21 protein-coding genes, 1 tRNA gene and 2 pseudogenes are annotated in these 25703 nt (G+C 67.4%); 10 read left to right on the forward strand and 14 right to left on the reverse strand.

Going from position 1 to position 25703, the window contains the following annotated elements:
• Positions 1-153: 153 nt before the first annotated feature.
• Positions 154-597 carry a Zn-ribbon domain-containing OB-fold protein gene (locus A5760_RS18750; protein ID WP_064883471.1) on the forward strand — a complete coding sequence of 148 codons (444 nt, stop codon included), beginning with the start codon at positions 154-156 and terminating at the stop codon, positions 595-597.
• On the forward strand, positions 594-1796 hold the full coding sequence (locus A5760_RS18755; RefSeq protein WP_064883474.1) for a lipid-transfer protein: 1203 nt from the start codon (positions 594-596) through the stop codon (positions 1794-1796). The genes A5760_RS18750 and A5760_RS18755 overlap by 4 nt, the downstream gene beginning before the upstream one ends.
• Before the next feature lie 142 nt (positions 1797-1938).
• Here A5760_RS18755 and A5760_RS18760 read toward each other — a convergent pair whose 3' ends face one another.
• Positions 1939-2556, reverse strand: coding sequence for an ANTAR domain-containing response regulator (locus A5760_RS18760; RefSeq protein ID WP_064883477.1), 618 nt, complete (start codon positions 2554-2556; stop codon positions 1939-1941).
• 112 nt (positions 2557-2668) lie between these two features.
• Between A5760_RS18760 and A5760_RS18765 the strand changes: the two genes are divergently transcribed.
• From A5760_RS18765 to cydC, 7 genes and pseudogenes are all read left to right on the forward strand, one after another.
• Positions 2669-2745 (forward strand) — tRNA-Leu (locus A5760_RS18765).
• Between the two features lie 840 nt (positions 2746-3585).
• Entirely contained in the window at positions 3586-4917 is a 1332-nt protein-coding gene (locus tag A5760_RS18775; protein WP_064883480.1) for an adenylate/guanylate cyclase domain-containing protein, read from the forward strand.
• Positions 4918-4944: 27 nt separating this feature from the next.
• On the forward strand, positions 4945-5550 hold the full coding sequence (locus tag A5760_RS18780; protein WP_419538259.1) for an HdeD family acid-resistance protein: 606 nt from the start codon (positions 4945-4947) through the stop codon (positions 5548-5550).
• Between the two features lie 88 nt (positions 5551-5638).
• Complete coding sequence (locus A5760_RS18785; RefSeq protein WP_064883482.1) at positions 5639-7111, forward strand: cytochrome ubiquinol oxidase subunit I; 1473 nt, start codon at positions 5639-5641, stop codon at positions 7109-7111.
• A gap of 35 nt (positions 7112-7146) precedes the next feature.
• Positions 7147-8187 (forward strand): cytochrome d ubiquinol oxidase subunit II, encoded by a 1041-nt coding sequence (gene cydB, locus A5760_RS18790; RefSeq protein WP_064883484.1) that lies wholly within the window; start codon positions 7147-7149, stop codon positions 8185-8187.
• 62 nt (positions 8188-8249) lie between these two features.
• Complete coding sequence (cydD, locus tag A5760_RS18795; RefSeq protein ID WP_064883486.1) at positions 8250-9863, forward strand: thiol reductant ABC exporter subunit CydD; 1614 nt, start codon at positions 8250-8252, stop codon at positions 9861-9863.
• A pseudogene (cydC, locus tag A5760_RS18800) lies at positions 9850-11593 on the forward strand (thiol reductant ABC exporter subunit CydC). The gene cydD and the pseudogene cydC overlap by 14 nt, the downstream one beginning before the upstream one ends.
• Here the strand turns inward: cydC and A5760_RS18805 are convergent.
• From A5760_RS18805 to A5760_RS18850, 10 genes and pseudogenes are all read right to left on the reverse strand, one after another.
• Positions 11509-12906: pseudogene (locus tag A5760_RS18805) on the reverse strand (bifunctional lysylphosphatidylglycerol flippase/synthetase MprF); the annotation flags it as partial. The pseudogenes cydC and A5760_RS18805 overlap by 85 nt on opposite strands.
• 131 nt (positions 12907-13037) lie before the next feature.
• Positions 13038-13886 carry an acyl-CoA thioesterase II gene (locus A5760_RS18810; protein WP_155764377.1) on the reverse strand — a complete coding sequence of 283 codons (849 nt, stop codon included), beginning with the start codon at positions 13884-13886 and terminating at the stop codon, positions 13038-13040.
• A gap of 92 nt (positions 13887-13978) precedes the next feature.
• A complete protein-coding gene (gene pyk, locus A5760_RS18815; protein ID WP_064883489.1) occupies positions 13979-15397 on the reverse strand; it encodes a pyruvate kinase in 1419 nt (472 codons plus the stop codon).
• A gap of 66 nt (positions 15398-15463) precedes the next feature.
• Positions 15464-15898: a DUF2752 domain-containing protein gene (locus tag A5760_RS18820; protein ID WP_064883491.1), complete on the reverse strand. Its 435-nt coding sequence runs from the start codon at positions 15896-15898 to the stop codon at positions 15464-15466.
• Between the two features lie 85 nt (positions 15899-15983).
• Positions 15984-17486, reverse strand: a complete 1503-nt coding sequence (locus tag A5760_RS18825) for a prolipoprotein diacylglyceryl transferase (protein WP_064883493.1) — start codon at positions 17484-17486, stop codon at positions 15984-15986.
• Positions 17483-18298, reverse strand: a complete 816-nt coding sequence (trpA, locus tag A5760_RS18830) for a tryptophan synthase subunit alpha (protein WP_064883495.1) — start codon at positions 18296-18298, stop codon at positions 17483-17485. The genes A5760_RS18825 and trpA overlap by 4 nt, the downstream gene beginning before the upstream one ends.
• Entirely contained in the window at positions 18295-19557 is a 1263-nt protein-coding gene (gene trpB / locus A5760_RS18835; protein WP_196772134.1) for a tryptophan synthase subunit beta, read from the reverse strand. Before trpB ends, trpA begins: the two co-directional genes overlap by 4 nt.
• Positions 19558-19626: 69 nt before the next feature.
• Positions 19627-20445 carry an indole-3-glycerol phosphate synthase TrpC gene (trpC, locus tag A5760_RS18840; RefSeq protein WP_064883499.1) on the reverse strand — a complete coding sequence of 273 codons (819 nt, stop codon included), beginning with the start codon at positions 20443-20445 and terminating at the stop codon, positions 19627-19629.
• A gap of 112 nt (positions 20446-20557) precedes the next feature.
• Positions 20558-21244, reverse strand: coding sequence for a TIGR02234 family membrane protein (locus A5760_RS18845; protein WP_064883501.1), 687 nt, complete (start codon positions 21242-21244; stop codon positions 20558-20560).
• On the reverse strand, positions 21237-22775 hold the full coding sequence (locus A5760_RS18850; RefSeq protein ID WP_064883612.1) for an anthranilate synthase component I: 1539 nt from the start codon (positions 22773-22775) through the stop codon (positions 21237-21239). The genes A5760_RS18845 and A5760_RS18850 overlap by 8 nt, the downstream gene beginning before the upstream one ends.
• A 73-nt stretch (positions 22776-22848) precedes the next feature.
• Here A5760_RS18850 and A5760_RS18855 point away from each other — a divergent pair, with 73 nt between their 5' ends.
• Positions 22849-23307 (forward strand): peroxiredoxin, encoded by a 459-nt coding sequence (locus A5760_RS18855; protein WP_064883503.1) that lies wholly within the window; start codon positions 22849-22851, stop codon positions 23305-23307.
• Between the two features lie 3 nt (positions 23308-23310).
• Here A5760_RS18855 and A5760_RS18860 read toward each other — a convergent pair whose 3' ends face one another.
• From A5760_RS18860 to hisF, 3 genes are all read right to left on the reverse strand, one after another.
• The gene (locus tag A5760_RS18860) at positions 23311-24402 is read right to left on the reverse strand and encodes a calcium:proton antiporter (RefSeq protein WP_064883504.1); all 1092 of its coding nucleotides are present in this window, start codon (positions 24400-24402) and stop codon (positions 23311-23313) included.
• Positions 24403-24561: 159 nt separating this feature from the next.
• A complete protein-coding gene (gene hisI, locus A5760_RS18865) occupies positions 24562-24909 on the reverse strand; it encodes a phosphoribosyl-AMP cyclohydrolase (protein ID WP_064883506.1) in 348 nt (115 codons plus the stop codon).
• A complete protein-coding gene (hisF, locus tag A5760_RS18870; protein ID WP_064883509.1) occupies positions 24906-25703 on the reverse strand; it encodes an imidazole glycerol phosphate synthase subunit HisF in 798 nt (265 codons plus the stop codon). Before hisF ends, hisI begins: the two co-directional genes overlap by 4 nt.

A 25703-nucleotide genomic window follows, 5' to 3' on the forward strand; every position in this document is an offset into this window, starting at 1 on the left:
TGGTTTCTTCCTCGCTGGCCTTCGTAGTGGTTTTCGTGGCGGGCACGGCTCTCACTCTAAGCACCCGGTGTGACGAGCCAGGCGCCCCAACCGTGCCACCAGGAGAACTGCAACACGTTTCAGTTTTGAGTTTGGGCTGGGTAGTCTGGCCCAGTGCCAGAGGTCAGCAGTCAAGAACCCGCGATCGAGGGGTGGTTCGCCACCGATGACGCCGGAAATCCCCATCTGATCGGCAGCAAGTGCCCCGAGTGCGGCACCTACGTCTTCCCGCCGCGGGAGAACAACTGCCCCAACCCGGCGTGCGCCAGCGACGCCCTGGAGTCCGTCGCTTTGTCGACCCGGGGAACGCTGTGGAGCTACACCGAGAACCGGTACCCGCCACCCGCGCCCTACCCGGCGGCGGACCCGTTCGAGCCGTTCGCCATCGCCGCGGTGGAGCTGGCCAACGAGGGCATCATCGTGCTGGGCAAGGTGGTCGAGGGCACGCTGGCCGCCGACCTGAAGGTCGGCATCGAGATGGAGCTGGCCACCATGACCTTGTTCACCGACGCCGACGGCGTCGAACGCCTCGTGCACGCATGGAAGGTGGCCTCATGAGCGCTCCGGAACCGCTCTACATCCTGGGCGCCGGGATGCACCCGTGGGGCAAATGGGGCCGCGACTTCACCGAATACGGCGTGGTCGCCGCGCGCGCCGCGCTGGCCGAGGCGGGGCTGGACTGGCAGCAGATCCAGCTGGTCGCCGGCGCCGACACCATCCGCAACGGCTACCCGGGCTTCATCGCGGGGTCGACGTTCGCGCAAAAGCTGGGCTGGAACGGCGTGCCGGTCAGCTCGAGCTACGCGGCCTGCGCCAGCGGTTCGCAGGCGCTGCAGAGCGCCCGCGCCCACATCCTGGCCGGCTTCTGCGACGTCGCGCTGGTCATCGGCGCCGACACCACCCCGAAGGGCGCGTTCGCCCCGGTCGGCGGCGAGCGCAAGAACGACCCAGACTGGCAGCGCTTCCACCTCATCGGGGCGATGAACCCCGTGTACTTCGCGCTGCTGGCGCGGCGCCGGATGGACCTCTACGGCGCGACGTCCGAGGACTTCGCCGCGGTGAAGGTGAAGAACTCCCAGCACGGCCTGCAGAACCCGAATGCCCGCTACCGCAAGGAATCCTCGGTCGAGGACGTGCTGGCGAGTCCGGTGGTCTCCGACCCGCTGCGGCAGCTCGACATCTGCGCCACCTCCGACGGCGCCGCGGCGCTGATCGTGGCCGGCGCCGACTTCGCCCGCAAGCACCTCGGTTCGCTCGAGGGCGTGCCGTCGGTGCGCGCGGTCAGCACGGTCACGCCGCGCTACCCGCAGCACCTTCCCGAATTGCCGGACATCGCAACGGATTCCACCGCCGTCGTGGCCGCACCGGAGCGGGTGTTCAAGGATCAGATCCTCGACGCCGCCTACGCCGAGGCGGGCATCGGGCCCGAGGACGTGAGCCTGGCCGAGGTCTACGACCTGTCCACCGCGCTGGAGCTCGACTGGTACGAGCACCTGGGGCTGTGCGCCAAGGGCGAAGCCGAGGAGCTGCTGCGCAGCGGCGCCACCACCATCGGCGGCCGGGTCCCGGTCAACCCGTCGGGTGGGCTGGCGTGCTTCGGCGAGGCGATCCCCGCCCAGGCGATCGCCCAGGTCTGCGAGTTGACCTGGCAGCTGCGTGGCCAGGCCACCGGCCGGCAGGTGGAGAACGCCACCGTCGGGGTGACCGCCAACCAGGGGTTGTTCGGGCACGGCTCGTCGGTGATCGTCGCGCGTTAGGGCCTACGGCCACTGGTGTTGTGCAACCACGGCTTTCAGTGTGCAACCACGGCGGCTGCCGTCGGCGCGTCGTCGCCCTCAGCGCACACCCGACGCCATGGGTTCACACTCGACGGTTGACGTTTGAGCCCGTGACCGAGAGCTAGGCGTCTTTGGACGGATCCAGGGTCTCCAGGACGACCTCGGCCACCCGCTTCATCGTGGTCCTGCGGTCCATGGCGGCCCGTTGAATCCACTTGAAGGCCTCGGGCTCGGTCATGCCCTGTTCGCTCTGCAGTAGCCCTTTCGCGCGCTCCACGAGCTTGCGGGTCTCCAGCCGGTCGGACAACGAGGCCACCTCGCGTTCGAGCTCGGCGATCTCACCGAAGCGGCTGACGGCCAATTCGATGGCCGGGATGAGGTCGCTGATGGTGAACGGCTTCACCAGATAGGCCATTGCCCCGGCGTCGCGCGCCCGCTCCACCAGGTCGCGTTGGCTGAAGGCGGTCAACACCACGATCGGGGCGATGCGCTTGCTGGCAATCTCCGAGGCCGCGTCGATGCCGTCGCGGCGCGGCATCTTCACGTCCATGATCACCAGATCCGGCTGATGGCGTTCGGCCAATTCGACGGCTTCCTGTCCGTCGCCGGCCTCCCCGACGATCTCGTACCCCTCCTCTCGGAGCATCTCGGCGAGATCCATTCGGATGAGCGCTTCGTCTTCAGCGATCAGGACCCGGCGCGGCACAGCGGCGTCGGTGTCGGTCGTGGGGCCTGTCATGACGCATATTGTGTCGTGAGCGCCTCAGACCAGCGACCTCGGGGGCGGGTGAGGCAGTTGAGCACTCCCGATCCTCTATGGTGGGAGGCTGCTCTAAGGTAAGAGGCCGCGCGCCCTCGTATCCCAACTGGCAGAGGAAACGGATTCAAAACCCGTCCAGTGTGAGTTCGAATCTCACCGAGGGCACCACAGCTACCGCGTGAACGTTGGCAAACGGCCGCCCTGATGACGCACCCGATCTAGCTGCCGCCTTGGGTGTCACGTTGAGACCACTCCTGGCGTCCCGGCCCGGCATCTCGGCGCTCAGATCGACGCACCGAGGCGAGCCACCGACCCGCTTTCCGGTACCGAAGTAGCTCCTCCGCGGGGTTTCACCAAATCCGCCGGTCTGTTACCTGGGCTGAATACCTTCTAACGGTATGGATTGTGCGCATTTAATAAACTCCCCGCAATTATGAACAAATACTGCATTTAGCAAGAGCGCAATGAATTCATATTGCTTTTCCGTCCGCACGGCCACGCGCCGAAATGCATCCAGCAACGGCTTCGATCGCGCGGAACGCATGCTTGGGGACCCCGTGCAGACCGGACCGTTGGGGTGGGCCTCACCCCTCGTCGAGGCCCACCGTCCGGTTCAGTCGCCGAATGATCGGGTGATGCAGACCTGGTCTGACGCAGAGACATTCAGCCCCGTGGTGTCGTTGCCGATCGAGTCGCCGGCGACCCGGAGGAGCCAACTCGGCTCGCTGCAGGCGGCACTACAGCCGTCCATGAGCACGGCGGTGAGAGCAAGGATTGACGCAAGAACGAATCTCTTGAGACCCGCCATCAGGCACCCCTTAGTCGAGGCGAACACGTGTCTAACAGCCCTGCCGAACACGTGTTAAATAACCAAACGATCCATTCGCAAACCCGATTACAACCCGATAACAGAGTTGTTATCAGACTCGGGAAACTTGCGGAGGCGAAAACGGCAATATTCATGCGGCAGTCGACAAAATTCGCTGCTCAGCGGTTAGGCTTACACCCGTGGCGGCCAAGAAGTGTGGCGCCCCACCAAGACGCCTCGACGGCTCCTCGGAGCGCCCGGACTGCGTGGCCGTGGCGCGGGCCCAGTCACGCGCCCGCAATCAGCACTACGCCGACAGCGCCGCACGCGAATTTCGAGTGCTCTCAATCGCGGCCTGGCTGGCAGTGGCGGTCTGCACCACTTTCGTGGTGCTGCAGGTGGTCACCGGCGCCTGGATCTGGCAGATGCTGCTCCTCAATGTCGTCTCGGCGGTGATCTTCGCGTGTGTGCCGTGGCTGCACCGCTTCGGTGATCTGGTTGCACCGCTGACCTTCATCGGCGCCGCCTACGTCACGGTCTTCGCCACCTGCTGGGACTCGGGCACGGCCTCGGGCGCCCAGTTCTTCTTGGTGGTGGGCGCCTGCCTGGTGGTGCTGGTGCTGGGGCTTGATCACATCGTGTTGGCCGCAATCCTGGCGGCGATCGCCGCCGGCCTGATCATCGCCCTGGAATTCCTCGTTCCCCGCGACACCGGGCTGGTGCCGCCCTGGGCGCAGTCCATGATGTTCGTCGTCACCATCGTCTCCGCCTGCGTGATGGTGTTCATCACGGTGTGGTACGCGTTGCGCGATACCCAGCGCGCCGAGGCGGTGATGGAATCCGAGTACGAGCGGTCGGAGGCACTGCTGGCCAACATGTTGCCGGCCAGCATCGCCGAGCGTCTCAAGAGCGTCGACCGCAACGTCATCGCCGACAAATACGACGAGGCCTCCGTCCTGTTCGCCGACATCGTCGGGTTCACCGAACGCGCCAGCAGCACAGCGCCGGCCGACCTGGTGCGGTTCCTGGATCGGCTGTACGGCGCCTTCGACGAGTTGGTGGACCGACACGGCCTGGAGAAGATCAAGGTGAGCGGCGACTCCTACATGGTGGTCAGCGGGGTCCCGCGCGTGCGGCCGGACCACGCCTTCGCCCTCGCCGATTTCGCGCTCGACATGGCCAATGTTGCTGCGGCACTGAAGGATCCGCACGATCAGGCCGTCTGGTTGCGGATGGGCATGGCCTGCGGACCCGTCGTCGCCGGCGTCGTGGGTTCGCGCCGCTTCTTCTACGACGTGTGGGGCGATGCGGTCAACGTGGCGTCGCGGATGGAGTCCACCGATTCGGTGGGTCGAATTCAAGTGCCCGAGGCGATGTATGAACGCCTCAAACACGAGTTCGTTCTGCAGGAGCGCGGCCGGATCGAGATCAAGGGCAAGGGCGTTATGCGCACCTGGTATCTAATCGGCCGCAAGACAGGCGAAGAACCCACCGACCTGCGTGCCGAAGATCCACGCACGGTCCACGTCTGACGAAAGTCCCTGTACCACGGCTCACGTTTGTGCCAGACTGCGGCCATGACTATCTCCCCTGGCTCTCCTGGAACCCAGCCCGTTCCAAGCCTGCTGCCGCATCTGTGGAAATCCGCTCTGCTGTCGGGAATTCTGTCTCTTGTCCTCGGTATCCTGGTGCTGGCGTGGCCGGGAATTTCCATCCTGGTCGCCGCCGTCGCGTTCGGCGTTTATCTGTTGATCACCGGTATCGCGCAGGTTGTCTTCGCGTTCTCGCTTCACGTCTCGGCGGGCAGCCGGATCCTGCTGTTCATCAGTGGCGCGGCGTCGTTGATCCTCGCGCTGCTGGCATTCCGTCATTTCGGTCAGGGATACGCAATCCTGCTGCTGGCCATCTGGATTGGCATCGGGTTCATCTTCCGCGGTGTCGCCACAACGATTTCGGCGGTCAGTGACCCGCACCTGCCGGGCCGAGGCTGGAACATCTTCGTCGGCGTGATCAGCCTGCTCGCCGGCATCGTCGTGCTGGCGTCGCCGTTCCAGTCCATCGTCACCCTGGCGATCGTGGTCGGCGCGTGGTTCGTGGTCATCGGCGTGTTCGAGATCATTTCGTCGTTCGGAATTCGCAAGGCCTCCAAAACCCTCGCCGGCTGACGAGGGCACCGGTAGCGGAGGCGCCGACTCATCTACTACACTCTGTCGTAGCCGTTGATCGGCCCTCCGCAGTCTCGGGAGATGACAGATGAATGTCGTCGATATTTCGCGGTGGCAGTTCGGTATCACTACCGTCTACCACTTCATCTTCGTGCCGCTCACCATCGGTTTGGCGCCGCTGATCGCCATCATGCAGACGGTCTGGGTGGCCACCGGTAACACCGCCTGGTACCGACTGACCAAATTCTTCGGCAAGATGTTCCTGATCAACTTCGCCATCGGCGTGGCGACCGGGATCGTCCAAGAATTTCAGTTCGGGATGAACTGGTCGGAGTACTCGAAGTTCGTCGGCGACATCTTCGGTGCGCCACTGGCGATGGAGGGGTTGTTCGCCTTCTTCTTCGAGTCCACGTTCATCGGATTGTGGATCTTCGGCTGGAGCCGGCTGCCGAAGCTGATACACCTGGCCTGTATCTGGATCGTCGCGTTCGGTGTCAACGCGTCGGCGTTCTTCATCATCGCGGCGAACTCGTTCATGCAGCACCCGGTCGGCGCGCACTACAACCCCGCGACGCGACGCGCCGAGCTCGACGACATCTTTGCCCTGCTGTCCAATAACACTGCGCAAGCGGCATTTTCACATACCGTGACCGGGGCGCTCCTGGTTGCGGGCACCTTCGTCGCCGCGGTCAGCGCATGGTGGATGGTGCGCTCACGCAAGCAGGGGGCGGCCACGCCGGAAGCGCAAACCGATGCCCGCACCATGTTTCGTCCCGCGGCCATCCTGGGCTGCGGGGTGGTATTGCTCGCCACTGTCGGCCTGTTCTTCACCGGTGACCGGCAGGGCAAGCTGATGTTCGTCCAGCAGCCGATGAAGATGGCGTCGGCGGAGGCGTTGTGCCACACCCAGACCGATCCCGACTTCTCGGTGCTGACGATCGGAACACACAACAACTGCGGCAGCGTCGCCGAGGTCATCAAGGTGCATTATGTGCTGCCATTCCTGGCCGAGGGCAAGTTCAGCGGGGTGACGCTTCGCGGGGTGGACGAGTTGCAGCAGGAATACCAGCAGCGCTTCGGACCCGACGACTACCGGCCGAACCTGTTCGTCACCTACTGGTCCTTCCGGGCGATGATCGGATTCCTGGCGATCCCGGTGTTGTTCGCCCTGACCGTGCTGTGGGTCACCCGCGGCGGGCGAACACCCAAGAGCCGCTGGATCTCCTGGTTCGCCCTGCTCACCATCCCCACGCCATTTTTGGCCAACATCTCGGGGTGGGTGTTCACCGAGATGGGCCGCCAGCCCTGGGTGGTGGCGCCCAATCCCACTGGGGACCAATTGATTCGGATGACCGTGCGCGAAGGGGTGTCGCATCACGTGCCCGGCATGGTCATCACCTCCCTGGTGACCTTCACCCTCATCTACGCGGTGCTCGCGGTCCTCTGGTTCTTCTTGCTCAAGCGCTACACCGTCGAAGGGCCGCTGGAACACGACGCAGAACCCGCTCCCCCGCAAGCGCCCAGCGATGACGAGGTGGCACCTCTGTCCTTCGCGTACTGACGAGGGCTTACCCGACGCCGAAAGGAGTTGCGACGGTGGGACTACAGGAAGTGTGGTTCGGCATCATCGGGGTGCTGTTCCTGGGTTTCTTCATCCTCGAGGGCTTCGACTTCGGCGTGGGCATGTTGATGGAGCCGTTCGCCCGCGTCGGCATCGGCGAACCCGAACCCGTGCGCCGCGCGGCGCTCAACACCATCGGACCGGTGTGGGACGGCAACGAGGTCTGGCTGATCGTCGGCGGCGCAGCGATGTTCGCCGCCTTCCCCGCCTGGTACGCGACCGTGTTCTCCACGCTGTACCTGCCGCTGCTGGCGATCCTTTTCGGCATGATCGTGCGCGCCGTGGCGATCGAGTGGCGCGGCAAGATCGATGACACCAAATGGCGCGGCTGGGCCGACGTCGCCATCGCGGCCGGGTCGTGGCTGCCGGCCGTTTTGTGGGGCGTCGCGTTCGCAATCCTGGTGCGCGGACTCCCGGTCGGGGCCGACGGCCACATTCACCTCTCGATCACCGACGTGCTCAACGCCTACACGCTGCTGGGCGGCTTGGCCACCGCCGGACTGTTCTTGTTCTACGGAGCGACATTCGTCGCGTTGAAGACCTCCGGCGCCATCCGCGAGGACGCGTACCGGTTCGGCGTCTGGCTATCGCTTCCGGTCACCGGACTGATTGCGGCATTCGGACTTTGGACGCAACTGGCGCACGGCAAGGACTGGACCTGGCTGGTGCTGGCCGTGGCGGTGCTGGCTCAACTGGCGGCGGTGCTGCTGGTGTGGCGCCGGGCGTCCGACGGCTGGGCGTTCACCTGCGTCGCGCTGGTGGTCGCGGCCGTGGTGATCCTGCTCTTCGGCTCGCTGTATCCGAACTTGGTGCCCTCGACGCTGAACAAGCAGTGGAGCCTGACCATCTACAACGCCTCCTCGACTCACTACACCCTGAAAGTCATGACGTGGGTGACGGCGTTCATGGCCCCGCTGACGGTCATCTACCAAGCCTGGTCGTATTGGATTTTCCGGCAACGGATCTCGGCCGACCGGATACCCGCGCCGATCGGACTGGCAAGGCGCCCGTCCTGAGCGGTACGGACCGTACCAGCCGGGCGCCGCTAGACCCGAGACTGTGGCGAGCCTCGGCGGCGGTGCGCCGCTACCTGGTCGCCGTGGTGACCTGCGGCGTGCTGATCTCCGGCTGCGCGATCGGATCGGCGATCGTCTTGGCGCGCATCGTCGCCCGCGTCCTCGGCGAGCCCGCCGCCCGGAGCCTGCACGTCTGGCTGGGTCCGCTGTCAATCCTGTTGGCGCTCTGGGTGGTTCGTGCGTTAACGCATTGGCTTCAGGCCCGACTGGGGCAACGGGGAGCCAGCGCGGTCATCGCCGATCTGTCCGGCCAGGTGCTTGCCGCGGTGACCGCCAGGCAACCCGGCGAACTGGCGATGCAACGCGACACCGCCGCCGTCGTCGTCACCCGCGGGCTGGATGGCTTGCGCCCCTACTTCACCGGCTACCTGCCGACGTTGATGCTCGCCGCGATCCTGACCCCGGCGACCGTCGCCGTGGTTGCGGCCTACGACCTGAAATCGGCGGTAGTCGTGGCGATCACGCTGCCCCTGATACCGATCTTCATGGTGCTGATCGGGCTGGCCACCGCCGACCGGTCGGCCGCGGCGCTGGCCGCGATGACGACGCTGCAGGCCCGGTTGCTGGACCTGATCGCGGGCATCCCCACCCTGCGGGCGCTGGGCCGCAGCTCGGGCCCCGAACATCGCATCGCCGAACTGGCTGCGGCGCACCGCCGCTCGGCCATGGCGACGCTGCGGATCGCCTTCCTGTCGGCCCTGGTGCTGGAGCTGCTGGCCACGCTCGGGGTGGCGCTGATCGCCGTCGGAATAGGCCTTCGACTGGTGTTCGGCGAGATGACCCTGACCACGGGTTTGACCGTCCTGTTGCTGGCGCCGGACGTGTACTGGCCGCTGCGCCGCATCGGCGTGGAGTTCCATGCCGCGCAAGACGGCAGGGCCGCCGCCGGTGCCGCGTTCGCCCTCATCGGCGAGCCGACCGCGTCGGCGGCCGGGACTCAGAAGGTCACCGCGCGCGGCGCGCGGATTCGCCTCGACCATCTGACCGTGGACGGCCGCGACGGCCAGGCGCCACACGATCTGAGCGCGGTCATCGAACCCGGCACGGTGACCGTGCTGACCGGGCGCAACGGCGCCGGCAAGAGCACCACCCTGCAGGCGATCGCCGGCATCAGCGTGCCGTCGTCGGGCCGGGTCATCGTGGACGGTGTTGACGTCGCCGATCTGGAGCCCGCCGGCTGGTGGGCGCAGCTGTCCTGGCTGCCCCAACGACCGGTGCTCGTGCCGGGCACCGTCGACGACAACCTGAAGCTGCTCGGAGGTCTTGACGACACCGAAAAGGCCTGTGCCGATTCCGGATTCGACGCGGTGCTGGCCGAGCTGCCAAATCGGGGCGACACCGTGCTCGGGCGCAGCGGTGTCGGGCTGTCGTTGGGGCAGCGCCAACGGCTGGGTCTGGCCCGTGCGCTCGGCTCGACGGCCGCCGTGCTGTTGCTCGACGAGCCGACCGCACACCTGGACGCCGCCACCGAGGACCGCGTCTTGCGGGCCATCGTCGAGCGGGCCCGGGCCGGTGCGACCGTGATCGTCGTCGGCCACCGTGCGCCGGTGCTGGCCATCGGTGACCGGGTCATCGAAGTCGTCGCCGAGCGGGGGGCGCGATATGCCCCGGCGTGATCCGCTCGTGGACGCTTTGACACTGCTGCGCCCGCGGCTGCCCCGCGTCCTGGCGGCGATTGCGCTAGGGGTGCTCTCGCTGGCTAGTGCGCTGGCCCTGGCCGGTGTCTCGGCATGGCTGATCACCCGGGCCTGGCAGATGCCGCCCGTGCTGGACCTGTCGGTGGCGGCGGTCGCGGTTCGGATGTTCGCGATCTCGCGCGGCGTGCTGCACTACTGCGAGCGACTGGCCACCCACGACACGGCCCTGCGCGCGGCCGGCACCGCACGGGTACAGATCTACCAGCGGCTGGCCCGCGGACCGGCGGCGGCCGCCGTCCGGCTGCACAGCGGTGAACTGGTGGCGCGGGTGGGCACCGACGTCGACGAGCTGGCCAACGTCCTGGTGCGCGCCCTGGTGCCGATCGGCGTCGCGATGGTGCTGGCGCTGGCGGCAACCGCCGTCGTCGCGGCCACCTCGCCGGCCGCGGCCGCGGTGCTGGCCGTTTGCCTGCTGATCGCCGGCTTGGTCGCGCCCCGGCTCGCCGGCCTGGCCGCCGCGACGCAGGAAGACGTTGCGCGACAGCGTCATTCCGAACGCGACATGTCCGCGATGGTGGCCCTCGAACATGCCCCCGAGCTTCGGGTCGCCGGCCTGCTGCCCGATGTCATCGCCGAATCGCAACGGCGGCAACGCGCTTGGGGCGATGCCCTGGACGCCGCCGCCAAACCGGCGGCCATCGCCGAGGCGATGCCGACCGCGGCGATCGGGGCGAGCGTGCTGGGCGCGGTGGTGTGCGGGATCGGGTTGGCGCACGCGGTCGCGCCCACCACGCTGGCCGTGCTGATGCTGCTGCCGCTGTCCGCCTTCGAGGCGATGACGCCGTTACCGGCCGCCGCCGTCCAATTGACGCGGTCGCGGATCGCCGCGCGCCGCCTGCTCGAACTGAGCCCGCCCGGGCCCGAGAACCCGACGGCGAGCGCGCCCACACCGGACGGCACCGGACGGTTGTCGGCCGACGTGCGTTCCGGTCACGACAACGCGGCTCGCTCGACCCGGATAACGGTGGATCTGCCCCCGGGTGCGCGGCTTGCCGTCACCGGCGCCAGCGGTTCCGGCAAGACGACGCTGTTGATGACGCTCGCCGGCCTGCTGGCGCCCCTGGACGGGCGGGTGACGCTGGACGGTACCGCCGTGAACGGGTTCGGCGAGGCCGACTTGCGCAGCGCGATCGGGTTTTTCGCCGAGGACGCCCATATCTTTGCCACCACCCTGCGCGACAACCTGTTGGTCGCCCGCGGAGACTGCCCCGACGACGAATTGACGGCAGCACTGGACGCGGTCGGCCTGGGCGCCTGGTTCGCCGGCCTGCCCGGCGGCTTGTCCACGGTGCTCACCGGTGGGGCGCAAGCCCTTTCGGCCGGCCAGCGCCGAAGGCTATTGCTGGCCCGGGCGGTGATCTCGCCCACGCGGATCGTGCTGCTCGACGAGCCCACCGAACACCTCGATGTCAGCGACGCCGAACAGGTTCTCCGCGACCTGTTGGCCCCGGATTCGCGGTTGATGTCCGCGCGGCGGACGGTGGTGGTGGCGACTCACCACCTGCCCGCGGGGCTGGGCTGTCGGCAACTACGCGTCGATGACGAGGTGACGCGTGTGCGCCCAGAGGTGTCGCCGGCGCGGCATGAATTCCAGCGACAGCAGCACGAACAGTAGCGGGACGATCTGCGTCATGGAGATCAGCGCGTAGCGCCGGGCGTCCAGCGCGTGCCACTTGCGCACGTACCGGTACAGCGACTCGAGGGCGATCAACGGGTCGAGAACGTGGATCAACCGGTAGAAGACTCGCTGCGTCCAGCCACGATTCTTGGCGTCGAAGATTTCCGGGAACGCGGCGAAGGCAAGCGATACGCGCTGTGCCCCAGTCTCTTTGCCAGCCATGATCATGTCGACGCTGAGCCGCTCGTCGAGGCCGTTGGGGGCGCTGCGCCGGCGCCACGGCACATCGAGGGTGATGTCGCTGCCCTCGCCGGCGGTGGCGTACCGGTGGAATGCCTGCACCGTGCCCGCTTTGTCCCGGGCGATGATGAGCTGGATTCCCGGGAAACGGCCCTCCAGCACGCCGTCGAGGTTCATGTGAAATCCGCGATCGGCGTGGGCCCCCTTAGATGACTCGCGCACCACCTCGGTGAGCTCGCCCAGCAGCTTGTCGTCGAGCCCCTGCTCCGACACGATTTCGGTTGTCACACCGCAATTGTGGGTGCGCTTCACCGCCTGACGCAGGTTGCGGAATTTGCGGCCCACCATGTCGAAGCTGGACACGTCGACCACCACATCGCGGCCAATCGGTATGGGCCGCAACGATTGTCCCAATACCGTCGAATCAGTCCACAGGCCCAGCCGCCGCTCGCCGCACCCCACCACGGCGATGCGCCATCCGTGGGCATGGCACGTGGCGGCGAAATCGGCGACCAGTTCCGGGAAGTGGGCCTCGTCGCCGATCGGGTCACCACTGACCACGGCGATTCCCATCCGCGTCCGGTAGGCCAGCGCCGCCGTGCCGTCGGCGGTGAAGTGATAGCTCTTGCCGGTCTGCATGGTGAACGGCGCTAGCGCGTCGCCGCCGGTCGCGTTGATCAGCTTCCACACGCGCGGCAGCTCACCGGGCCGCGGATACGAGGTCGTCGGCCACATCAACACCATGCCCGAGCTGGCGATCACCAGGTCACCGAGCAAATCGAAAGACAGCACATGCAGGCCCAGTCCAGCCAGCACGAAGAAGGCGGCGGCGGTGGCGTGCATGGTCGTCACGGGCCGGCCCAGGAAGATGCCGCGAGCCATCCAGGCCACCGCCACCAGCACGGTCAGCGACCAGGCCAACCTGTCGGCGTAGTTCCAGCTCGGGTGGCTGTGGTGCCGAGCGAGGATCCCGATGAGCCAGCATGCCGCGCCGAACAGCGCCAACGCGCCAATCAACCGGGCCGCGAGCGAATCGACCGACACGACAACGCGTTCGCGCGCGCGGGGCCTTGCCACCGTGACGTCCACCGCTGGCCCGTTCACAATCACCTCCCGATGCGCTGACACCAGCTGGGCGGGTTGATTACCGCCTCTGCACCGAATACCCGACTACGTCAAAGCTACGCCCGATCAGGCCGTTTAGGGCCCGAATTCGCGCGGAGATTTCGTAGCTATTACCGGCCGGAAGATGGGAAGTATTTCAGCACCCCTTCTTGCACCACCGTGGCGAGCGGCTGCCCGGATCGGTCGAAGAAGTGCCCGGTACCCAAGCCCCGCGAATCAGCCGCCACCGGCGACGATGTGGAGTACAACACCCAGTCGTTGAAGTTGACCTGCCGGTGAAACCAAATGGAATGATTGGTCGAGGCGGCGAATATGCGGTCGAATCCCCAGGAAAGGCCGTGCGTAGTGATAACCGAGTCCAATACCGTGGTATCCGACGAATACACCATTGTTGCCGTGTGCAATACGGGGTCGTCGGGAACCTCTCCCAAAGCCTTGACCCAGACCCGATTGTGCGGGAGCCGATCGCCCTTCGTGCGCATCACCCAGGCCGGGTCGTTGGTGTAGCGCCATTCGATGGGCTGCAGGGCGTTGACGAAGTGCGGAACGGTTTCTTCGTAGCCGCGCAGAAGTTCACCGATGGTGGGTTGCGTGTGCGGCTCGGCCACCTCCGGGGGCGCGATGCCGTGTTCCAGGCCGCGGCCGCCGGCCATGTAGGACACCAGGGCCGTAGACAGCAGCGTGCCGTCTTGCATCGCATCGACGCGCCGATTGGCGAAGCGGCGCTCGTCGCGCAGCCGCGTCACGCGGAATTCGATGTCCTTGGCGGTGTCTCCCCCATTGATGAAGTGCACCGACAGCGCGCCCGGCGGCAGGTCGTCGCGAACCAGGCTGCGGCTGCTCGCGACGAACGACTGCGACATGAGCTGACCGCCGAAGGTCCGCATGGGGTTCTTGCTGGGATGCGAGCCGATGAACAGGTCGTCGTCGACACGGTGGAGGTCGAGGGTCGCCAGCAGCTCCGCGAAATCCGGATGGGTCTGTGTCGCGGCTTCGTCAACCGCATTCGGCTCTTGAGACTCACAGCCGGCCGGCACACGCTCTCCTCTAGTTAGACGTCGTCCTCCCCGATCCGGTGCACATGGATGAGGTTGGTTGACCCTACAGTGCCAGGTGGCGCGCCGGCGACGATGACCACCAGGTCGCCACGCTTGTAGCGACCGAGCTCCAGCAGCGACTTGTCGACCTGGCGGATCATGCCGTCCGTAGAGGTCATCATCGGGACGATGAACGTTTCGGTGCCCCAGGTCATGGCCAGCTGACTGCGCACCTCGGGCCACGCGGTGAAGGCGAGCAGCGGCAGCGGGGTGTGCAGGCGCGCGAGGCGCTTGACGGTGTCGCCGGACTGGGTGAAAGCGACCAGCGCCTTGGCGTCGAGCCGCTCACCGATGTCGCGGGCCGCATACGAGATCACGCCGCGCTTGGTGCGCGGCACGTGCGTCAGCGGCGGCGCGGCCGTGGAATTGTCCTCGACCGCGCAAATGATCCGTGCCATCGTCCGGACGGCCGCCATCGGATACTTCCCGACCGACGTTTCCCCGGACAGCATCACCGCGTCAGCGCCGTCCAGGACGGCGTTGGCGACGTCGGAGGCCTCGGCCCGGGTCGGCCGTGAGCTCTCGATCATCGAATCGAGCATCTGGGTCGCCACGATCACGGGTTTCGCGTTCTCCCGGGCCATCTGGATGGCCCGCTTCTGCACCAGTGGAACCTCTTCCAGGGGCAGCTCGACACCCAGGTCGCCGCGGGCCACCATGATCGCGTCGAAGGCCAGCACGATGGCTTCGAGATTGTCGACGGCCTCCGGCTTCTCCAGCTTCGCGATCACCGGCACCCGCCGGCCAACGCGGTCCATCACCTCGTGCACCAACTCGACGTCGGATGGCGAACGCACGAAAGAGAGCGCGACCAGGTCGACACCTAGTTCCAGGGCGAACGTGAGGTCGTCGATGTCCTTCTCCGACAAGGCCGGTGCGGACACGTTCATACCGGGCAGCGAGATGCCCTTGTTGTTGCTGATCGGCCCGCCCTCGAGGACGCTGCAGATGACGTCGTCACCCTCGATGCCCTCGATCACCAAGCCGACCTTGCCATCGTCGACCAAAATTCGGTCACCGACCGCGGCGTCCTCGGCCAGCTTCTTGTAGGTGGTCGACACCCGGTCGTGGTCGCCCTCGCAGTCCGCGACGGTGATCCGCACCGTTTCACCGTCGGCCCAGTAGGTGGGCCCGGTGGCGAAACGCCCCAGCCTGAGCTTGGGGCCCTGCAAGTCGGCGAGCACGCCGACGGCGCGGCCGGTGGCGTCGGATGCGGACCGGACGCGCTCGTACGCGGCCTTGTGGTCCGAGTAGTCGCCGTGGCTGAAGTTCAACCGGGCAACGTCCATTCCGGCCTCAACCAGGGCCAGGATCGACTCATCCGAATTCGTCGCAGGGCCAAGGGTGCAGACGATCTTCCCGCGTCTACTCACGCCGACCCAGCATAGTCGTGTGTAACCCTTACGGCCCGCAGATAGCTGCCGCCGCGCAGTGTGCTTTTACCCACCAAGAACGGTGGGAAACAACGGGAAGGCGGGCAGGTTACGCAGGACCGTCCACGCGATCGTCGCGACAACGACGGTCAGCAACGCGGCCCTCGGCGGCAATCCCTTGCCGCGGGCGCGGCGCACCAGCAGCCATGCGGCCAGTAGCGGGAGTCCTACCAGCAGGAAGACGTTGTCGTGGACGGCGGCCATCAGGTCGCCGTGCAACACGTCATGCGTCATCCGCAGTCCGCCGCAAAACGGGCAATTCCAGCCGGTGAGCCATTTGAACGGGCACGTCGGGTAGATCGCACTCGGGCTGTGCGGGTCGGCCAGCGCGACGTAGCCGAGCGCGCCACCCAGCACCGCGCCGGTCCCGGCCGCGATGGAGAGGCGATGACGACGCAGGCCGTGCGGGTGGGGTTGCACGGGTGGGTGAGGTTGCATCATCTAGCCGCTGACCTTGCGTTGGTCACGCTTTTCAGCATGCCAGATCCGTTGCGCTCCGCCGGGTGAAATCGGGACACGCCGGTGGTTAGCGGCCCGACAGCCGGTTCCGCAGTCGCGAGCCCCATCGCCGACGGGTTTCCGGCTGGGCTGGGCTCGTTGTGGCTTCGGGTTTCTCGGGTTCGGGTTTCTCGGGTTCGGGCTTCTCGGGTTCGGGCTCGATGGCCGCCGTCGACTCGGCTTCGGGTGTTTCGGCGTCGGGTGTTTCGGCGGCCGGTTCGTCTTCCGTTGCGGCTTCCGGCACTTCGGCTTCCGACTCCGGCTCTTCGACTTGCGCTTCTGGCTCTTCGAATTCCGCTTCTGGCTCTTCGGCTTCCGGCTCTTCCGTTACCGCCTCGGCTTCAGGCTCTTCGACTTCGGCAGCGGGCTCCTCGGTCTCGGGCTCTTCGGGTTCGACCTCTTCGGCCTCGACCTCTTCGGGCTCGGTCTCTTCGGGTTCGGCCTCTTCGGGCTCAGCCTCGCCGGGCTTCACTGCCGCGGAGTCCGCCACCGGTTCTTCGGCTTCCGCATCGGCGGCGGTGGTTTCGTCAGCTTCCGTCGTCTCCGCCGAGCCAGTGGCCGCCTCGGCCGCGGCGACGGACCCAGCGCCCGCCGCGGCCGTCGCTGCGGCCACCGTCGCAGGCTCGCCCTCCGGTTCGGCTTCGGCCGCTTCCTCGTCGAGGTATTGGTTGCCGCGCAGGCTCTCGGGATCTTCGCGGCCCTTGGGCGCCGCCATCAGATACACCACGGCGCCGATGAACACGAAAGTCGAGGTGAACGAGTTGATCCGGATGCCGGCGATGTGGGTGGCGGTGTCGTCGCGCAGCAGCTCGACACAGAACCGCCCCACGCAATAGCCCGCCACGTACAGGGCGAACAGCCGGCCGTGGCCCAAATTAAAGCGCCGGTCGGCATAGATCAATGCGACGAAAATCAGGAAATTCCAGATCAATTCGTAGAGAAACGTCGGCTGCACCACGAAGGCGATCTGGCCCGTCGAGACGCCGTCCAGCGAATGCGGGTCGATGTATCCCGAGGGATCGCGCCGGTAGAAGACCTCCAGGCCCCACGGCAGCGTGGTTTCGCGGCCGTAGAGCTCCTGGTTGAAGTAATTACCGAGCCGACCGATGGCCTGCGCCAGAATGACTCCCGGGGCCAGCGCGTCGGCGAAGGCCGGCAGCGGAATCCCGTGCCGGCGGCAACCGATCCAGGCGCCGACACCGCCGAGCGCAACCGCGCCCCAAATGCCCAGACCGCCGTCCCAGATGCGTACGGCCGCCCCGAGTCCGGCGCCGCCGGGGCCCCAATAAGTGCGCCAGTCGGTGGCCAGGTGATAGAGCCGGCCGCCGATCAATCCGAACGGAACCGTCCACAGCGCGATGTCGTAGATCACGCCGCGCTCGCCGCCGCGGGCTTCCCAGCGCCGGTCACCGATCAGCAGTGCGGCCACGATGCCGGCGATGATGAACAGTGCATAGGCCCGGATGGGCAGCGGGCCGAGGTGCCACACCCCCTGCGGCGGGCTCGGGAAATAGGCCAGCAGTTTAGTCACGAGGCGACCGCCCTCTGACGAACACCGGCGGCGAGTTCCTCAGTCAGTGCACGCAATGCAGTCAACCCCCCGTCCCCCAGTGCCGACACCAGCGCGGACCCGACAATCACACCGTCGGCGTAGCTGCCGATCTGGGCGGCCTGCTCCCGCGACCGCACCCCCAGACCGACACCAACGGGTATGTCGGATATCTCCTTGACCCTGCTCACCAACTCGGGCGCGGCGTTGGACACGACGTCGCGCGCCCCGGTCACGCCCATCGTCGAGGCCGCGTAGACGAATCCACGCGACGCGTCGACCGTCATCGCCAACCGCTGCGGCGTCGAGGACGGCGCCACCAGAAAGATCCGGTCCAACCGGTGCTCATCGGAGACCGCCAACCACTGCCCGGCCTCGTCGGGGATGAGATCCGGCGTGATCAGGCCGAACCCGCCGGCGGATGCCAGATCCCGGGCGAACGCGTCAACCCCGTAGCGCAACACCGGGTTCCAGTAGGTCATCACCACGGCGCGGCCACCGGCCGCGCTGATCGCCTCGACCGCGGCAAGGGTGTCGCGAACGCGCACTCCCCCGTGCAGCGCGAGCTCGGTGGCCTTGGCGATGGTCGGACCGTCCATGCCGGGGTCCGAATAGGGAACCCCGACTTCGATGATGTCGCAGCCCGATTCGACCAGTGCCGTCATCCCCTTCACCGAGGTCGGCACGTCGGGATAACCGGTGGGCAGATAGCCGATCAGCGCCGCGCGATTGTCTGTGCGGCAGTGATCGAAGATCGACTCGAGCTTGCCCGCTTCGCTGTGTTTGACCGTCATCGATCGCTGGATCCCAACAGCCCGAACCACTTCGCGGCGGTCTCGACGTCCTTGTCGCCGCGGCCGGACAGGTTCACCACGATGATCGCGCCCTGCCCCAACTCGGGGCCCAATTTCAGCGCACCCGCCACGGCGTGCGCGGATTCGATGGCCGGGATGATCCCCTCCGTGCGGCACAGGACGCGGAATGCATCCATCGCCTCGGAGTCGGTGATCGGACGGTACTCGGCGCGACCCGTCTCGCGCAGATACGCGTGTTCTGGACCAACTCCCGGATAGTCGAGACCCGCTGAGATGGAATGGGATTCGATCGTCTGCCCGTCGTCGTCCTGTAGCAGATACGAGAATGATCCCTGAAACGCACCGGGTGAGCCGCCGCTGAAGGTCGCGGCGTGCCTGCCGGTTTCGACACCGTCGCCGGCCGCCTCGAATCCGACCAGCCGCACATTCGGATCGTCGATGAACGGGTGGAAGATCCCGATGGCGTTGGAGCCGCCGCCGATGCAGGCCACCACGGCGTCGGGCAACCGGCCCGCCTGGGCCTGGATCTGGGCGCGCGCCTCGAGACCGATGATCCGCTGAAAGTCGCGCACCATGGCGGGAAAGGGATGCGGGCCGGCCGCGGTGCCGAAGCAATAGAAGGTGTTGTCGGCGTTGGTAACCCAATCCCGGAACGCCTCGTTGATGGCGTCCTTGAGCGTCCTCGAACCGCTTTCCACCGAGACGACCGTCGCTCCCAGCAGGCGCATCCGCGCCACGTTGAGCGCCTGACGCTCGGTGTCCACCGCGCCCATGTAGATCACGCACTCCAGGCCGAGCAAGGCACACGCGGTGGCGGTCGCCACGCCGTGCTGACCGGCCCCGGTCTCGGCGATCACCCGCTTCTTGCCCATCCGCTGGGCCAACAATGCCTGACCGAGCACGTTGTTGATCTTGTGAGAACCGGTGTGGTTCAGGTCTTCTCGCTTGAGGAAGATGCGCGCGCCGGCTTGGTCGGACAGGCGGAGGGCCTCGTACAGCGGCGACGGCCGGCCCGCGTAGTTCGCCTGCAGGTAATCCAGCGTGTCCAGGAAATCCTGGTTGACACGTTCCTTCTCGTAGGCGGCGGTGACCTCTTCGATCACGGCCATCAAGGCCTCGGCGACGTAGCGGCCGCCGTACACACCGAAATGGCCACCCGCATCGGGTTCGTGGCGGGTGGGTTCGGCGATGGCTGCGCTCGCGAGCGGAAGGTCCGGGCGGGACAGGTCCACCATCACCAAGTCTCTACGCGGGGATGGCTCATGGGTTCAACGTTTCAGCGCTGGGGCTCTTCAGTGACGTGGTGACTAGCGAGCCGGTTTCGGACAGGACGGATGGGTGCCCGCGGTAACCAGGTCGGCAACCGCGGCGCGCGGGTCACCACTTTTGACCAGGCCTTCGCCGACCAGGACGGCGTCGGCACCCGCACCGGCGTATGCCAGCAGGTCTCCCGTACCGCGCACACCGGATTCGGCGATCCTGATCACGTTGCTGGGCAGCCCGGGAGCGATGCGCGCGAAGCAATCCCGGTCCACCTCCAGTGTCGCCAGATCGCGAGCGTTGACGCCGATTACGCTGGCCCCCGCCTTGAGCGCCCGGTCGGCTTCCTCCTCGGTGTGCACCTCGACGAGCGCCGTCATGCCCAGCGATTCGGTGCGGTCCAGCATCGACACCAACGCCGACTGCTCCAGCGCCGCGACGATGAGCAGCAACATATCGGCGCCGTGCGCGCGCGCCTCGTGAATCTGATAGGGCTGCACGACAAAGTCTTTGCGCAGGATCGGTATCGAGACGGCCGCGCGCACCGCGTCGAGGTCGTCGAGCGAGCCGTGGAAGCGGCGCTCCTCGGTCAACACGCTGATGATGCGGGCGCCACCGTCTTCGTAGGCCCGGGCCAGTTTCGCCGGATCGGCAATGGTCGCCAGCGAACCCGCCGACGGGCTGGCGCGCTTGACTTCGGCGATGACACCGATTCCGGGCTCACGCAGGGCGGCCATCACGTCGCGTGGCGGCGGCGCGGCCGCTGCGGCGGCTTTGATCTCGGACAGGCTGATGAGCGCTTCGCGCGCGGCAACGTCGGCCCGGACTCCCTCGAGGATGGAGTCAAGCACGGTTGCCGGACTCATGCCTGTCGTTTCCCTTCGCCCTGTCGTCCGCTGTCATCCCACGGCCACTTTGTTGTCCCGAGCCGATTGCGACGACGTGAAAGAAGGGTAGCGGCCCGCGGCTTGCGGCCCGTCACCGACCCTCGGTGTCAGACTCGTTCGGCCGATCGGTTGGGTCGCGTCCCTCGTCAAGCGCGTCCCAGATCATCCGCTCCGACATTCCCGGCGTCTCCGGCTCCTCCAGCATCGCCCCGTCGGCCTCTTCGCGTCGCACAATCGACCGGCGCGTCGCCGGTGCCGCGTACTTTCTTGCGCTCGAGCGGGCCGACCCCGAGTCGGACGCGGAGCGCATGAGCAGGACGGCGGCGATCAGCGTGCACGCCGCGGCGGCCACCGTGACGCCCGCGCCCCAGTACCGACGCTCGCTTCCCACCAGCGACATCACCGAGACGTGCGCCAGCTCGGCGCCGCGTACCGCCACGTCAGGCAGCGCCCACAGGCTGATCCCCAGGTAGCCCACCGCCAGGCTGACCACCGCCAATAGGCCCGCCAGCGCGCGCAGCAGCCATCCCCGCACGGCGAGGGCGGCGACGGCCGCGGCCAGCAGGAGCAACGCCAACGGCAGCAGCGCCGTCGACCACGCCGCGCCGGCCAAGGTCACCTGTTTGGGCGGCCCCAGCCCGTCGAACGACCGGATAACGACCCACGGCAGGCGCGAGGCCACCCACAGCGTCCCGGCGGCAATCACCAGCACTGCCTGGGCAATCCGGATCAGCCACCGGCTGTTCGGCCGGCCGGTGTCCGCGCCGGCCTCAGTCATCGCCGCTGGGGCCGGGTTCGGTCAGTGTCTCGGCGGCCGCGATCGCGCTCAGCACCGCGCGGGCCTTGTTGGTCGCCTCGGTGTACTCGTAGGGGCCGTTGGAGTCCGCCACCACCCCACCACCGGATTGCACGTACGCGGTGCCGTCGCGCATCAGGGCGGTACGGATGGCGATCGCGAAGTCGGCATTGCCGGCGAAGTCCAGGTAGCCGACCACGCCGCCGTACAGGCCGCGGCGCGTCTTCTCCACCTCTTCGATGAGCTCCATGGCCCGGACCTTTGGCGCGCCCGACAGCGTGCCGGCCGGGAAGCAGGCCGTCACCGCGTCCAGCGCGGTGCGACCCTCGTCGAGCGTGCCGGTCACCGTCGACACCAGGTGCATGACGTGGCTATAGCGTTCGATGTGGCTGTAGTCCTCGACGCGCACCGTGCCCGGCGCGCAGACCCGACCCAGATCGTTGCGGCCCAGGTCGACCAGCATCAGGTGCTCGGCGCGTTCCTTCTCGTCGGCCAACAGCTCCTTTTCCAGCAGCTGGTCCTCTTCTTCGGTGTCCCCGCGCCACCGGGTGCCGGCGATCGGATGGGTGGTCGCGGTGCCGTCGGCGACGGTGACCAGCGCCTCCGGACTGGAGCCGACGATCGAAAAGTCAGTTCCGCCAGCACCATTCGGCACCTGCAGCAGATACATGTAGGGGCTCGGGTTGGTGACCCGCAACATCCGGTAGACGTCGATCGGATCGACGTGGGTGTCCATTTCGAACCGTTGCGAGGGCACCACCTGGAAGGCCTCACCCGCGGCGATCTGGTCGACCAGATAGTCGACGATCTTCCCGTACTCCTCGACGCTGCGCTGCGCGCGGTAGTGCGGCACGGGCCGCTCGAACGTGCCGACGGTGGACGGCAACGGCTGGCCCAGCGCCGCCGTCATCACGTCCAGGCGGGCGATCGCGTCGTCGTAGGCCTCGTCCACCCGCTCGTCGGTCCCGTTCCAGTTCACGGCGTTGGCGATCAGCGTGATGGTGCCCTCGTGGTGGTCGACCGCCGCCACGTCGGTGGCCAGCAGCAGCAACATGTCGGGCAGCTTCAGGTCGTCCACGGCCAGCTCGGGCAGCCGTTCCAGGCGCCGCACCATGTCGTAGGCGAAGAACCCGACCATGCCGCCCGACAGCGGCGGCAGCCCGTCGAGCGGGCCGGTGGCCAGTAGCTCGCAGGTGGCGCGGAGGGCCTGCAGCGGGTCGCCCCCGGTCGGCGCGTCCTGTGGCACCACGCCCAGCCAGACGGCCTCACCGTCGCGCACGGTCAGCGCCGACGGCGCCCCGGCGCCGATGAACGACCACCGCGACCAGGAACGGCCGTGCTCGGCCGACTCCAGCAGGAAGGTGCCCGGGCGGTTGGCGGCGAGTTTGCGGTAGGCCGACAGCGGCGTCTCGCTGTCCGCCAGCACCTTGCGGGTCACCGGAACCACGCGGTGCTCGGCTGCCAGCTGGCGGAAATCCTCTCGTGAGGTCGTCGCGGCGAGGTGGGCGTGCACCGAACCATCCTCCCAGACGAGTTGCTGCGCTTCGGGCCAGCCCGACGAAGCCAGCGGGCGTAGCGTGTCCGCCATGAAACCTGGTGACACCGTCGCGGACTTCGAGTTGCCCGATCAGACCGGGACGCCGCGCAAGCTGAGCGAACTGCTCTCCGGTGGGCCCGTGGTGCTGTTCTTCTACCCGGCCGCGATGACGCCCGGCTGCACCAAGGAAGCGTGCCACTTCCGCGACCTGGCCTCCGAATTCGCCGCGGTGGGGGCCAACCGGGTGGGCATCAGCGCCGATGCGGTGCAGAAGCAGGCCGAGTTCGCCGACCTGCAGCAGTTCGACTACCCGTTGCTGTCGGACACCGACGGCACCGTCGCCACGCAGTTCGGCGTCAAGCGCGGCCTGCTCGGCAAGCTGATGCCGGTCAAGCGCACGACGTTCGTGATCGACACAGACCGCACGGTGCTCGGGGTGATCTCCAGCGAGTTCAACATGGACAGCCACGCCGACAAGGCGCTGGCGACGCTGCGGGCCCGCGCGTAGCCGTCAGGGGTTGATCGCCAGGAACACGTAGGCGGCCAGCAGCACCAGATGCACCTCGCCCTGCAGGCGGGTCGCCCGCCCGGGCACCACGGTCAGCATGCTGATCACGACCGTCAGGGCAAGCAACACCAGCTGGACGGCGCCGAGGCCGAGCACCAGCGGCCCTTTGAGCCATATCGACGCCAGCGCGATCGTCGGAATGGTGAGCCCGATGCTGGCCATCGCCGAGCCGTACGCCAGGTTCAGGCTGATCTGGATGCGGCCCTTTCGCGCCGACCGCGCCGCCGCGAGCGTCTCGGGCAGCAGCACCAGCGCCGCGATGATCACACCCACGAACGACTGCGGCAAGCCCGCCACCACCACCGCGTGTTCGACGGCCGGTGATTCCTCCTCTGCCAGGCCGACCACCGCTACCAGGGCGCAGAGCAGCAGCACCAGGCTGCTCAGCGCCTGCCGCCTGTTGGGTGGATCCGCGTGACTCTCGTCCTCGAACACGCGCTGTTGGCCCCTCTGCGCGATCGGCAGAAAAAAATCGCGGTGCCGCACGGTCTGGGTGAACACGAACAGCAGGTACACCAAGAGCGTGGCGATCGCGGCGAAGGCGAGCTGGCTGGGGGTGAACTCCCTGCCCGGGTGCCCGGTGGTGAAGGCGGGCAACACCAGGCTCAACGTGGCCACCGTGGTGACCGTGGCCAGGGCGGCGCCGGCGCCTTCGGCGTTGAACAGCGTTACGCCGTAGCTCCGGGAGCCGAGCAGCAGCGACAAACCGGCGATCCCGTTGGTGGTGATCATCAGCGCGGCGAACGCGGTGTCCCTGGCCAGCGTCGCGGCCTCGTTGCCGCCGGACATCATCAGGGTGACGATGAGTGCCACCTCGATGATGGTGACCGCGGCCGCCAGTATCAGCGACCCGAAGGGCTCGCCGACCCGGTGTGCGACCACCTCCGCGTGATGCACCGCGGCAACCACCGCACCGATGAGAAACAGCGCCGCCAGCCCGACCAGCACGGGCCCCAACCTCTCGCCCCAGATCACTGCCAGCACGACGACGGCAAGCACCGGCACAACGACGTTCCAGGACAACCATTTCGACATCGCCCGCCATTCTTGTCTAAGTCGTGCGCCCGCGCCTGTGGAAAGTGACCGCAGACACGTTTGCTGGAGCACACCGCCGCCGGACCCGACCCCGGTCGGCGATACCCGGTTGCCGCCCCGACGGCGTCAACGGAATCAATGCAATGGCGGGTTAGGCGGTCAGCGCTCCGGTGCCAGCAGCACGTCGGCGTCGAAGCAGCTGTGATCGCCGGTGTGGCAGGCGCCGCCGACCTGGTCGACCGTCAGCAGCACGGTGTCGCCGTCGCAGTCCAGGCGCACCGAGTGGACGTATTGGGTGTGGCCGGACGTCGCCCCCTTGATCCACTGCTCGTCGCGGGAGCGTGAATAATACGTCGCCTCACGGGTTTCCAGGGTCCGGGCCAGCGCCGCGTCGTCCATCCAGGCGACCATCAGGACGTCACCGCTGCCGCGCTCCTGCACGACGGCGGTGAACAGGCCGTCGGCGTTGCGCTTGAGCCGCGCGGCGATCTGCGGGTCGAGCGTCATCGCGCCATCCTTACCGCGATTCCCGCCTTGGCCATGGCGGCCTTTACCTGACCGATGGTCAGCTCCCGGAAGTGAAACACGCTGGCCGCCAACACCGCATCGGCGCCGGCCGCGATCGCGGGCGCGAAGTGTTCGGCCGCCCCGGCGCCGCCGCTGGCGATGACCGGCACAGTGACCGCCGACCGCACCGCCTGCAGCATCTCCAAGTCGAATCCGGCCTTGGTGCCGTCGGCGTCCATCGAGTTCAGCAGGATCTCCCCCACCCCCAGATCGGCTCCGCGCGAAGCCCACTCGACCGCGTCCAGCCCGGTGCCCTGGCGCCCGCCATGCGTGGTGACCTCCCAGCCCGACGGCGTCGGCACCGCGCCCGGCGGCACCGTGCGGGCATCGACGGACAGCACGATGCACTGGGAGCCGAACTGCCGCGCCATCTCGGCCAGCAGCTCGGGCCGGGCGATCGCGGCGGTGTTGATGGACACCTTGTCGGCACCGGCACGCAGCAAGACGTCGACGTCGGCCACGGTGCGCACCCCGCCGCCGACGGTCAGCGGGATGAAAACCTGCTCGGCCGTGCGGCGCACCACGTCGAGCATGGTGGCCCGCCCGGACGACGACGCGGTCACGTCGAGAAAGGTCAGCTCGTCGGCGCCTTCGGCGTCATAGGCGGCGGCGAGTTCCACCGGATCGCCCGCGTCCCGGAGGTTTTCGAAGTTGACGCCCTTGACCACCCGGCCGCCGTCGACGTCCAGGCATGGGATCACTCGCACCGCGAGGCCGTGCGGATTCGGGGCCAT

Source organism: Mycobacterium colombiense (assembly GCF_001665835.1).
In the GTDB taxonomy this organism is placed as follows: Bacteria; Actinomycetota; Actinomycetes; order Mycobacteriales; family Mycobacteriaceae; genus Mycobacterium; species Mycobacterium colombiense_A.

Coding starts and splice junctions, on each gene's coding strand:
- trpA (WP_064883495.1), bottom strand. CDS start 18,298: ATGACGGTCAAACACAGCGAAGCGGGCAAGCTCGAGTCGATCTTCGAT.
- A5760_RS18855 (WP_064883503.1), top strand. CDS start 22,849: ATGAAACCTGGTGACACCGTCGCGGACTTCGAGTTGCCCGATCAGACC.
- A5760_RS18820 (WP_064883491.1), bottom strand. CDS start 15,898: ATGATGCAACCTCACCCACCCGTGCAACCCCACCCGCACGGCCTGCGT.
- A5760_RS18860 (WP_064883504.1), bottom strand. CDS start 24,402: ATGTCGAAATGGTTGTCCTGGAACGTCGTTGTGCCGGTGCTTGCCGTC.
- hisF (WP_064883509.1), bottom strand. CDS start 25,703: ATGGCCCCGAATCCGCACGGCCTCGCGGTGCGAGTGATCCCATGCCTG.
- A5760_RS18785 (WP_064883482.1), top strand. CDS start 5,639: ATGAATGTCGTCGATATTTCGCGGTGGCAGTTCGGTATCACTACCGTC.
- trpC (WP_064883499.1), bottom strand. CDS start 20,445: ATGAGTCCGGCAACCGTGCTTGACTCCATCCTCGAGGGAGTCCGGGCC.
- A5760_RS18845 (WP_064883501.1), bottom strand. CDS start 21,244: ATGACTGAGGCCGGCGCGGACACCGGCCGGCCGAACAGCCGGTGGCTG.
- A5760_RS18760 (WP_064883477.1), bottom strand. CDS start 2,556: ATGACAGGCCCCACGACCGACACCGACGCCGCTGTGCCGCGCCGGGTC.
- hisI (WP_064883506.1), bottom strand. CDS start 24,909: ATGACGCTCGACCCGCAGATCGCCGCGCGGCTCAAGCGCAACGCCGAC.
- A5760_RS18755 (WP_064883474.1), top strand. CDS start 594: ATGAGCGCTCCGGAACCGCTCTACATCCTGGGCGCCGGGATGCACCCG.